This is a genomic window from Aureisphaera galaxeae (assembly GCF_028561275.1).
Lineage (GTDB): Bacteria > Bacteroidota > Bacteroidia > Flavobacteriales > Flavobacteriaceae > Aureisphaera > Aureisphaera galaxeae.
In genome coordinates, this window is sequence record NZ_JAQQTF010000002.1 from 40,555 (window position 1) to 52,524 (window position 11,970).

Here is an 11,970-nt window from a genome sequence, read left to right on the forward strand (position 1 = left end):
AATGATTTCAAAAGATAAATAGAGTAGGTAAAATCATTTAATACTTTACATAATGGGACTAGAAATTAAAACCGAAAAAATCGATTTTTCAGGAAAGGACTATACGGAGACTGGCTCTGTAACCTTCGACTCCAATGTGAAATCGGCCTTTGCCGCCTTAACAGGATTCTATCAAAAATTCAATAACGGAGGTCAAAACGTAGAAACGGCAGAAGTAGCAGTTACTTCTATAAGTTGGACCGGCGGGACCGTAGATCTGGAGGCAACTATGAAAATTCAACCAGCTAATAATAAGAATATAACTGGTTGGGTAGAGATCATGGTAATCGCAGATGTAGGCAAGTAGGCTATATGCCTATCTGTTTTCGGCTTTACACATGAGCCTTTTTCAAAATTGATCTTAAAAACAGATAAGTAATTCGAAAAATGAAAAGCCTCGGAATATTCCGAGGCTTTGTCAAACTAAACAAAAAACTACTGTACGATTATTTTTTTGGTCACCGTTCCACTATCGGTATTCACCTTCAGGAAATAAACTCCAGATTGTGTAAGGGAGCTGATGTTCATTTCAATAGGAGTGTTGGATACGGAATCATAGGTTTGGGAAGTGATCACACTTCCAGTAAGGGAGTATAATTCCAGCGTAGCTGCGGGGATATTTTCTAATCGCACTTGCAGTAAGCCATATGTAGGGTTTGGGTAAATAGATACCTCATTTTTTAATTCAGATTCGTTGGTAGACAGCAAGGGAGCTTGCATGAAAATTTGGTAGCCATCGCAGGTACCCAAGATCATGTCCATCTTACCGTCATTATTTATATCGATATAATCATGATCATAGGTGGAGACATTCCATGGGTTAATAGTAGCACCATACGGATGTACTAGATCTCCACTATTGAGCCCCTCATTTTCGAAAATAATGTATCGTCTGTCTTCTCCCGTCTCACAGGGCGGTTCGTCCGTATCTACACTGGACATCCCTACATCGAGATCGCCATCGCCATCCAGATCTATCATTTTTACATTTCCACCCCAATTATCGGTTCTATTGGTGGGTAGCGCCGCTGTAGTAATGGTTAAACTTTGGTCAACCACAAAACCTGTGATGTAATTCACATAATCGGCAAAGTCATCCACTTCATAAAAGTCCATCATCCCGTCGTCATTTAAATCACCTGCCGTGAACATATAGGTGGCGTCTCCAGGAAGTTTGAACCAGTTTGTAAATGTACCATCTCCATTATTGAAAAGGGCAATGGTTCCTTTATCGTTAAAAGGGGCGACATCGTTTAACCCCAAATTTTTTACAATATCCAGATCGCCATCATTGTCTACATCGTGGAATTCTACCCCTGTTCCGAAACTGGAATTTCTAAGATCGCCCATACGGGTTTGGGCTTCTTCTGTGAAGTTTCCTGAACCGTCGTTAATGAACAATACGTCCAAAGCCGTTCCCGAACTATCGTAATTTACCATGTACAAATCGGGTGCACCGTTACCTGTTAGATCGCCTGCCCAACCTGCACAAAACTGTATAATGCTAACGGTAAGTGTAGGAAGGCGGGTACTGGATTCATCTACAAATCCTTGCCAATCGCCATTACCGTCATTTCCTTGGTTTATGAATAACTTGGGTTGATCGTCGAAAGTGCTTACCAAAAAAAGATCCATCCAGGTATCCCCATTTACATCTACACAAATGACATCCCTAGCATCGGTATTGTCCGAAAGAAACTCAGGAATATGCAGATCGGTTTCGTCTTCCAAAACGCCGTTTCGGTTCATGAGAAGAAGGTCGGTTTTGGCTCCGGGAGTGGAGAAGGAGGCTTTGCGCACAATGACCAAATCCATAAAGCCATCGTTGTCGAAATCGCCCACGGCGAGGTCTTTTTCTTGATCGTCCACTTTGGCGGGATCGTCGTTATCGTTAATGTTCGTGATTACGATACGGGAGTCGGTTTGGTCTATCCAATCCAACCATTGTCCATATAGAGAAGTACTAGTGGAAAGGAGTAAAAAGAGGGATAGGTACAAGTATTTCATAGCTTTCGGTTTTAGAGAGGAATACTATGCTGTAAATAGCAAATAATTCACTTTCATAAAGTTAGGGTGCTCTTTTGGGGATTAAAATAGGAATTCGGGGTTTTTTCTAACAAAAAACTCATCCTAACGCTATTTTTGGTCCTCTTCGCCGGTATAGCGATTGGTTATTCGAGAGGTGAATTTGGGTTATCGAAGTTCTTTCAATAGTTGTTTGGCATCCTCATGCATGAAGTAAGTTGGTTCGGCAGCAATGATATCTAAAACCTCCAAGCATTGCTCTTTATTTTCTTGTTTCAGGTAGGTGAGTGCTTTGTACCAATATCCCTTGTGGGCGTCTAAAGAATTGCTGTTTATAAGTCGATCAAAAGTCGCGAGGGCTTGTCGATAATTCCCTAATTCTATATGAGCAGCACCCACATAGAGTAGGGCTTGGGCATACGATCCTTCCACAGCGATTTCCAAACTTTCTGAAGAAGCGATCACCCCTTCGTAATCTTTGGAGCGGAATAGGGATTCCAATCGGGCAGGGTCATTAGGGTCGCCTCCTTTGGTAACTAAGGAAGGTAAGTCTTCCCAGTTGTGGTATTCTTCAAATAAGGTATTGAGGTTAGGGTCTTTTGGGTAGAATACAAAAATGGCAATGATAAGAATCGCGGCAATAGCACCCCAAAGGGATTTGTTGAACCATGGACTTTTAGAAGTAGTTTCGGAAACGGATGTTTGGTTTCTGAATGCTTTTAGCTTTTCTGAAAACTGAAGGGTGTCCTCAGATCTAAATAAATCTGCCTCTTTTTTCAGTAGTTCGGGAGCTCCTTCAAAAGTCATCCATTTTTCTTCATCCTCTAGGGCGTCGATGGTAGAATGAATGGTAACCCGTTCTTTAAGGTCAGGATCCTTTTCCATGGCATCTTCGAAAGCCGCATGCTCCTCTTCAGTCATTTCCCCTCGAAAATAACGCTCAATCTTCTGGTATTCCAATTCGTCTTCTTGCATAATTTAGGTTTTGAGGCGTAGGTATCTCGGGTCTCTCTTAATGAGCTGAAGCAGTCGTGACTTGCATTTAAAAACCCGCTGTCGCGCGACCGTTTCGGAAGCATAATTAAAGAAAGTAACAATCTCCTTATAAGCTATCTTTTTAAAGGTCATTCCTAAGAGTTTCCTACAATTTTCGGACAACTCCTTAAACTTTTCCTGATATAGATCCCACTGGCTTTGCTCTATAGAAAACTTCGCCATATCTACGCTTTCATCAACTAGAGGGATAGTATCCAGATTTGTTACCCTATTTTTTGAACGTTCTCTTCTCCACATATTCCTACACATAGTGAAAAGGTAGCTTTCAAATGACTGAATTTGCAGTTCATCGTTTTTCAATTTCACGTATAAGGTGACCAAGGCATTGTGAAAAATGTCTTCCGCCTCTGCCTTAGATCCGTTTCGGCTCATGATATAGCCTCGCACAGTAGGAAAAGATTGGGAATAGATTTTACGGAGTATATCTGGCTCTCCCCCCAGAAAGCCTTTTATAAAGGGATCCTCTTTATGCATATGCAGAAATGCCTTGAAATGGGCCGAATAAAATTACTTGAAAATTCTTGGGTAACAAAATGTGACTCTACCCTCTTAAAAATGAATCGATTCGGGAACAGGCGGAATCTGAAAAGCCTTAATAGAGTAGGAGTAAACTAATACCATTTTACAATGAAAAAAATTCTTTTCTTTTTTGCGTTTCTGTGCTTTGCGTTCGGGAGTGCAAATGGGCAGATAGAAATTAATATTGGAACGGCGTCTGGAAATTCTGGCGACAATGTTACGATTCCAGTATTGGCTTCTGCTCCAACGGTAACAGAAAACCTGTTGGGTTTTCAGGGAACGATCGAGTTTTCCGATGCTTCGGTAATGGACTTCATAGATATGACCGATTTCCCCACAGCCAATGGAATGTTTAACCAAGTTTCGGCCACGCAAATTGCATTTTTGTGGTTCGATAATGCACTAGTGGGGATTCCAGTAGACATAGATACGCTGCTGTTCAATATAAACCTTACCCTCACTGGTCAGGGTTGTTCGGCTATAGATCTAAACGGATCTTTTGCAGAGATTGAATTCATAACCAACAGCGGATTGCTTACGCCTACCATAAATCCAGGGCAGGTATGTACTGGCTTGCAACCTCCCGGTACGATCGATATTACATTTGGTTGTGTAGATGGGAACGTGGGGGATGTCGTAAGTGTTCCTGTACTCGCCACTGCGAATGGAAATGTAGATCCTTTACAGGGCTTTCAGGGAACCATAGAATTCTCCAATGCTGCGATGCTGGATATTCAGGGAATATCCAATTTCCCATCGGCCAGTAGTGGCTTTAATATTGTTTCTCAAAGTCAGATCGTGTTTTCTTGGAACGATGTTCCCAACCCTTTACCCATAGGAACCAATACGGTTTTATTCCATGTGGATGTGTTAATTACAGATGTGGGATGCTCCGCCATTGATTTGAATGGCTCCGTTGCTGGGGTCGAATTTATTAATGATAGCGGTTTGGTAGACTTTACGGTGACGCCTTGTAATATCTGCGGATTGGATGGCGGTACGGGAACCATTGATATTTCATTTGGATGCATGGATGGCAATGTAGGGGATACAGTAAGCATTCCCGTTTTTGCTACTGCGATAGGAAACGTAAATCCGTTGGTTGGCTTTCAAGGAACGATCGAGTTCTCGAATGCCGGTATAGTAGATATACAGGGTATTTCTAACTTTCCTTCGGCCAGTAGTGGGTTCAATGTTGTTTCCCAGACTCAAGTGGTTTTCTCTTGGAATGATGTTACGAATCCGGTACCCGTAGGAACTAATACCGTACTATTTAATGTAGACGTTGTTATTACCGATGTGGGATGTACCGAAATCGACTTCAATGGCTCTGAACTTGCGGTAGAACTAATTGACAGCGATACGAATTTGGTCAACTTCACGGTAACCACCTGCGAGATCTGTGGTACAGACGAAAATTGCCAAGACGAACCGTATATCGAGCCGTACTGGAGTCATCCAGATTGTCCGGATGTAGTTTGTACGGCAGACCAATGGCCTATTCAAGTATTGAGTGCCGATGGTACTCCTATTACTTCCGCTGGGGGTGTACAGATTTCATGGCATAATCCTGATACTGGGGAAACGCAAAATCAAGATTGGATTTACACAGAACCTCATGAAACATGGATCGTAACGATTACCTATCCTGCACCAGATAATTGTGTGTATACAGCTACTTATGTAGAACATTGTTGTGAAGGTGAAATCCATATTGAAGCCATTGATTGTCCAGAGGCACAGACAGGCAAGCTTCTTGAAGATCTCTACGAAGCAAGAGGAACTTATACTGATGCAGACTTTAAGGCCATGGAGGAATACATTACCACTATGGGCTCCAAAGGAGAGGGTTGCGACCCTTGTGATGAAGGATGGGTATTGACGCATATCGTAGATGGAGCCGGGAATGATATCGATCCTGGATGTACCGTTATTTGGTCCGATGGAGGAAGCGGTACGATGCGCTTACTTCAAGTAGACGTATTGTATACGGTTACCGTTATAAAAGATATGGGTGGATATGAATGCTCTTTTGAAGACGAATTCATTTATTACTGTGATGTAGATTGTACGACGCTGCCTGCACCTACAAATCTACAGGTGGTAGGAACTACCCTTACTTGGGATCCCGTACCGGGAGCGGTAGAATATATCGTTTCTTCTCCTCCAGGTGGTGTCCCACAAATTGACTGTGGTTGTAAGGTAGGCGTTTCTATAGCACCCCTTACTACGACTACGAACAGTGTGGCCCTTCCTTCTGGTTTATGGGACAAGTGTTTTGTTTGGAGAGTTCAGGCAGTTTGTAGGGACGGATCTACTACAGACTTTTCCAATCAGGAATGTTTCATACCTGTTCGTCTAAGCGACCGTGTTTTCGAAACTGCCGTGGTTTCGCCTAATCCGAATCGCGGAAGCATGAATTTTGTACTACAGACCAGTTATGATACCCAGGTCGATGTACAGATCCATGATTTCTACGGAAATGTTCGTCATAGTTTCTCCGAAAAGCTGAAGGCACATGAGGAACGCATTGTACAGTGGAATGCTTCCGGGCGATTAGCTTCCGGAATTTATTTCGCGGTATTTACGACGGAAAATGGAACCATCCACAAAAGGATTGTTGTAGAATAGGACCAATAGATAACCATCAACATAGTTTTTTTGGTCATAGAAGAAGCGGGCATTCGAAAGAATGCCCGCTTACTTATATAGATCATGGAATTAAGATTTCCTGATAAATTTACTGCCTAGAATAAATAACAAGGGAACAATAAGTAGTAACCAAAGCAAGGGTTTAGGAAAACGAGATGGTGTGTCTAAGGCAATGGGACCATCATAACCCGTTAATGTAATGGGGCTCCAATAGAAAGGAGAAGCCTCGCTGGTATTTGCATATTGGTTTAAGTAGGCGAGTTTCGCATCTCTAAGGGCTTTAGATTTTGTTTTACCAGAAGCTAATTCATCATAAAACTTTGTGGTGATCTCAAAACTTGACTTTTCGTTCACATTCCATAGTGTAGACACTACACTTCGGGCTCCAGCTTTAAAAAACCCTCGTTTAATGCTGAAGATACCCTCCCCTTTTTTTAGATCACCTACATCTGTTTTACAAGCACTTAAAACCACCATTTCCTTTCTGTTTTTCAGTAGGAAAAGTTCATCCAACCGCAATTCCGAGTCATAAAAAGCTAACCATGGGCCATTACCATCTGTCCCTCCATGGGTAGAAATATGAATGACCGAATTCTTATCGAATTCCTCCAGAAAGGCATCTTTGGAAGCCTCTTTGAACGTATATATATCCTCTTGAAAGTAAGCCCACAAAGCTTCCGATTCCCGCAGACCATACGTAAGCTCATCCATAGGAGGGTTTCTGAATATGATCGGGTAAAAACTTGCCGTACTCGTGCTTCCGTTTTCTCGCAGACGCCCTATCTGTACATCCAATGAATGTGAGTATTTATAGAGTACGTTGCATTGGGAAATGAGATACGCTTCGGGAAGGGGTAAATCTTCCGAGACGGTAAGTGCTTCAAAAGGTACTGTTTGAATAATCCCGTCGGGAATAATGGTAATAGAATCCCAGTCGAAGGTTTCGGCAAAATCTTCGAAGGGGAGCAGAATTTTATACAGTTGGGTAGCACGAAATACATATTCCGTTATTTCCTGTTGATTCCCGAAAGGTTTCGTCCAAAGTTTCTGGAGTTCTTGGATGCGTTCCACTAGTTTTGGGACGCTCGAAGAGAGTTGACGGAATTGAACTCCTTCTTTCGAAATCATGAGCGCATACCCTAAGCTATCTCCTAAAGCATAGCTTACGATGCGTTCGTCTTTCTTCATGTCCTTTTGAATGTCTTGGAACGAGGAAATAGTAAGCTGTTTTTTGGAGCTCACATATACGGGATAGATGGCTTCCAGTGAGTCTACAAACTTCCTATGTCGGTTTTTTAGCTTTAAGAGTTCTTTCTTCGTGGCTTCAACTTCGTCTTTGGCAACATCTTTCAACATAGCTTGGGTCAATGAAAGCTGTCCCTCTTGCAACTTACGTAGCATAAATTCCTCCTGTTTCAATGCAACCGCGGGAATGTTAGCTCTTTGTTTGGCCCAAACATCTACCGTACTTTCCAATAGCAATAACCCTTTGTTTTTTTCCATGTAGTAAAGGGCTTGCTCAGGTTTTTGAGTGAGGAAAGCTACTTTTATTGCGTCTAAGTATAATGCAGATGCTTTTTCTCGCCAGTTCAGTTTAGAAATCACCTCGCGACTCTCTAAAAAAAGTTCATCAATAGTAGCATCGGCTAAGGTTAAAACGGCTTCAGCCTCTCGCAGACAGCGCTTCTCTCCACTTTCTTCGTAGTAACGAATCCAAGCACTCGAAAGATCGTTTAAATAGCCGAACAGACGTTTCTTGTCTGGGGAAATTCCTATTTCCGCCTTAGAGGGTAGTTTCCTTTTTGGAGTTGAGGTATGTCCATGGGCAACCCAAGAAACGGCATCGTAGTAATGGTCCAATCCTTTTTCCGGATGACCGGATCGAAACTCCAAATCACCCAGATGATTGGATACATTACTCAATAAAATGGGATTCTTTTCGGTATACGCTCTAGCCTTTTCGAAATAGGGCCTTGCTTTTTCGAAATAGCCCTCCTCAATTTCAATACCCCCAAGTATGGTAAGTGAATAAAATACGTCTTGCGTTGCTTCCAATTCTTGAAACATGGGCAAGGCCTTGCGGGCATTCTGTCTGGCTTCATCATAACTACCCGCAATTTTATACATGGCCGCTGTGTTAAGAAGGACCTTTGCCCAACGCCATTTGCTTATTTCTACACCCTCCAATGAATCAATATTGCTTCGAACGCGAAGGAAGTCGTCCAATTGGGAGGGGTCGCCAATATCTACATAGTTTGCCAGTGTATTGATGAGCGTAATGAGTTCCCTGTCCGGGCGTTCTCCCTTTTTTAGGATTTGCCGTGATAATTGATAGTGCTCCAATGCATTTTGAAAATCCCCCCAATGGTTATAGATATTCCCTAATTCTCGGTATGCCGTGCCGCTCCTTATTTCGTGATCCTCTGAGACAGATACCAAGGTGTCATAATAGGCCTTGGCGGCCCAAAGATCGGGCTCATCGGCATAGTAATGGAAATACCCTAAATTGTACAGATTCCTTTTGGTCTTATCATCTGTAGGAGGATATTTCAACAAGCGAAGGGCTCGTTCTTTTTTACCATACCATTGCGCCTTTACGGCATTGTTATTACGAACCTTACACCATTTGGCAAATTCATAATAGGCATCTTCTAAATGCGGAGTGTCTTCGGGAAGTTTTCCGAGATAATTTTCTATACTCGCTTCCTTTTCGGGATTGGGTATTTCCAAAACCAAAAGGGAGTCTACATACTCTGCTACAGTTTGTTGGGAATGGGCCGTGGCCATTGCCAAAACGAAGCATAACCAAAGTACCGTTTTTCTTATTTCCCCCATCAGTAAAACGTTTTGCAGGTTAAAGATACTATTTAGGGGAAGGAATTGGAAATCCCTTCCCCAGTGGTCTAAATAATAATAGTTGTACCTAAACCTAATTATTCAAACCTCACTAATAGTAGATGTAAGAGTGGTACAGTATGTTATTCAGGTTATCATCCGGAATACCACTGGCAATCACGGACGAAATAAGCTGACTGGGACTCATGCCAGGTACATGCATACCCGCGGCGATGGCCGAAGCGTATGCGTTAGCGTATGAGGTTCCGTATAGTAAGATATATTCGTTTGCATCTATATAAAATGGAATGTTCTCACCCGGTGCAGCCAAGTCTACAGAGCCTTCCCCCCAATTGGAAAAACGGGATAATCCTACCTCTATCAAGTCTGTATTCCACGATGCGATAGACAGGATATTGGCGTCTTCGTATGAAGAAGGGTAATGACGAACGAGATCATTGTTATTTTCGTCATTTCCAGCAGAGGCTACGATCACTTTTTTATCCAAGGTTTCTTCTATAAATCGTTTCAGTAACTCATATTGGGTTTCATACCATCCAAAACTTAAATTGATAATGGCCACATCTTCATTGTTGGCGGCATACCTAAATCCACAAAGGATATCAAAGTAGGTTCCGATACCGTTTTGATCGAATACTTTTACTGGAAGTACTTGAAAATCCACATCCTGGGCATCCAATGTTTCGTATATGAGGGAAATTACCTGTGTAGCATGTCCGTGGTCGTCGAACGGATTGTTGTCTTGTTCTACAAAGTCCCATCCTATATAATCATTCATACCGTTGTCCGTACAGGAATCCCCCGAAGCTTCACTATTGTAAAGAAAAGGTTCTTCGAAACGGAAATAGTTATAATCAATGCCCGTATCCAATACAGCGATAGTCACCCCACTATTGGTTGTGGACATGATATCCAATCCCGTTGTAATGTGCGCTGGACCAAAAGGGGCGCTTAACTCTATACCATCATGCTTAATAATGGGATTGAATTCCGAACCTTCAACACCGGCATCATCTTTTGTAGATTCTGTTACACCCTCTAGCGTGCCTCCGCCTGGCAAGTTACCATTAGAATCAACTTCGAAGATCCATAATTCCAAGCTAGGATCTGCACAGGAACAGGTTTTATAGTCCTCTACCTGATAGAAGTCCCGTAACACTTGCTTTTCTGCCTCTGTAAGGCCGGCGTCATACTTAATAATTACCTGTCCTGGGACCAATACATTTCCTCCCACAAAATCTGTAGTGGGTCCATTTTCTAGGACTTCAGGGGTATTTGTGGTTTCTTTTTCACATGCGGATATGAGTAGCAATAATGCTACGAATAAACATAACTTTTTCATAATTGTTGTTTTAATAATTAGGTTTAGGTTTTGTATTCTTCGAATTCTCACAAGGAGAATTAATAGGGCATATTTGTCTTGTTTTTTATGCCCGGGTTCATCTTACTCTATTGCAGGCTTTTCAGATTTCGCCTTTTGTGAATCGATTCAACCACATGAGGTTAATCCCGAAATTTGTTACCCATAAGGTCATGAATTTTTTGTTCGAAGAGTCCTATTTCCGTTAAACACACAATTCTTTTATGGTAATTCCACAATGGGATATTTCTCCTTCTAGTTTTCAAAGAATGAAAAGGTCGAAAGGCAGAAAATGGATTTTGAAATGGGAAGCTTACACCGCTTGGTGCTGCTTTTTGAATTCTAAAGGGGAAATGGAAGTCATCTTTTTGAAGGCGTTATAAAATGCAGACTTGGAACGGAATCCCGATTCGCTGGCGATGCCTTCAACCGTGTATTTGGCAAAAGTGTCATCCAATAACAATGTTTTTGCATACTCAATGCGGTAGGTATTGATGAAATCGAAAAAGGACTTTCCCGATTTACCATTGATACTTTGTGAAAGGTAGTTGGGATTGGTTTCCAAAGCATCCGAAAGGCCCTTTAAGGTAAGGGTAGGATTTAGAAAAGGCCTTTCCCTTTCAAAATACAGTTGCAGTTCCTGGAACAAGCGATCCTTTTCCGTATCTGCCAGGGTAGGAGTTTGCCTGGAAAAAGACTTTACTGGGGCAATGATGCCCAAACCCTGATAGATTTCTGGACGGAGTAAAACGACCAGCATGATAATAAAACAGAAGACACTTAAGAATCCCGATAGAATCAGCACTTCATTTTGTCCAATTTGCAAGGCAATTAGGGAAACTGCAACGGGACTAAGTATGAGATATAGGATAAAACCATAGAACCAGATCAGCACATTTTGATTCGTATAGGAATACTCTTCCTTTGCCAATTGATGGTACCGGCGAATGTCTTTATAGATCAAATAAATATAAAATAGTGCAACGGCAATAAAACTCACTTCCCGTTGTAAGGGATACCAATCGGAACCTGCATTCATCCGTTGCAGATATTCCAATTTTTCTGCATCGGACAGGGGTAGTATTACCGATGCCCATAAGGCCAGTTGAATTAGGAATGGAATAACATGGAGTAGTTGTGCTGGTTTAAAAGAATAGCTGTTTGTTAGGTAAGTGCGTACGTAAAAGAAAAGGATGGGTCCTCCCAGGAAGGCCAAGGCATATCCCAACAAAGAGACCTGGGGTAGCACTTCGATCCTGTTCAACGAAAACAGGAGCAAACAACATCCCAAAAACACCAACAAAGCCGTGAGCCATCGATTGGCCTTTACATCGTATTTGCTATTGAACAGCAGCACGATGGCAAAACTTATAAGCTGGAGCGCACTGAATATGAGTATAGCAAGAAAGGCCTGTGTCATGGTTTATAATAGTAGGACTAAGGTAGGCTTTTCCATCCCCATT

Annotated in this window: 8 protein-coding genes; 2 read left to right on the forward strand and 6 right to left on the reverse strand. The window is 42.1% G+C overall.

Annotated features, from left to right (window positions below):
- Nucleotides 1-52: 52 nt before the first annotated feature.
- The gene (locus POV27_RS00195; protein WP_272860702.1) at nt 53-346 is read left to right on the forward strand and encodes a hypothetical protein; all 294 of its coding nucleotides are present in this window, start codon (nt 53-55) and stop codon (nt 344-346) included.
- A 128-nt stretch (nt 347-474) separates the two neighbouring features.
- On the opposite strand, the gene POV27_RS00200 is transcribed toward POV27_RS00195, so the two are convergent.
- From POV27_RS00200 to POV27_RS00210, 3 genes are all read right to left on the reverse strand, one after another.
- Nucleotides 475-2,046 carry a T9SS type A sorting domain-containing protein gene (locus POV27_RS00200; RefSeq protein WP_272860703.1) on the reverse strand — a complete coding sequence of 524 codons (1,572 nt, stop codon included), beginning with the start codon at nt 2,044-2,046 and terminating at the stop codon, nt 475-477.
- Nucleotides 2,047-2,232: 186 nt separating this feature from the next.
- Entirely contained in the window at nt 2,233-3,039 is an 807-nt protein-coding gene (locus tag POV27_RS00205; RefSeq protein WP_272860704.1) for a tetratricopeptide repeat protein, read from the reverse strand.
- 3 nt (nt 3,040-3,042) lie between these two features.
- Nucleotides 3,043-3,594, reverse strand: coding sequence for an RNA polymerase sigma factor (locus POV27_RS00210; protein WP_272860705.1), 552 nt, complete (start codon nt 3,592-3,594; stop codon nt 3,043-3,045).
- Between the two features lie 153 nt (nt 3,595-3,747).
- On the opposite strand from POV27_RS00210, the gene POV27_RS00215 reads away from it, so the two are divergent.
- Nucleotides 3,748-6,270 (forward strand): T9SS type A sorting domain-containing protein, encoded by a 2,523-nt coding sequence (locus tag POV27_RS00215; protein ID WP_272860706.1) that lies wholly within the window; start codon nt 3,748-3,750, stop codon nt 6,268-6,270.
- 90 nt (nt 6,271-6,360) lie between these two features.
- Here POV27_RS00215 and POV27_RS00220 read toward each other — a convergent pair whose 3' ends face one another.
- The 3 genes from POV27_RS00220 to POV27_RS00230 all read right to left on the reverse strand — a co-directional run bounded on the left by POV27_RS00220 (nt 6,361) and on the right by POV27_RS00230 (nt 11,927).
- Complete coding sequence (locus tag POV27_RS00220; RefSeq protein ID WP_272860707.1) at nt 6,361-9,126, reverse strand: CHAT domain-containing protein; 2,766 nt, start codon at nt 9,124-9,126, stop codon at nt 6,361-6,363.
- A gap of 112 nt (nt 9,127-9,238) precedes the next feature.
- Nucleotides 9,239-10,489: a S8 family serine peptidase gene (locus tag POV27_RS00225; RefSeq protein WP_272860708.1), complete on the reverse strand. Its 1,251-nt coding sequence runs from the start codon at nt 10,487-10,489 to the stop codon at nt 9,239-9,241.
- A 331-nt stretch (nt 10,490-10,820) separates the two neighbouring features.
- Entirely contained in the window at nt 10,821-11,927 is a 1,107-nt protein-coding gene (locus POV27_RS00230) for a helix-turn-helix domain-containing protein (RefSeq protein WP_272860709.1), read from the reverse strand.
- Nucleotides 11,928-11,970: the final 43 nt, after the last annotated feature.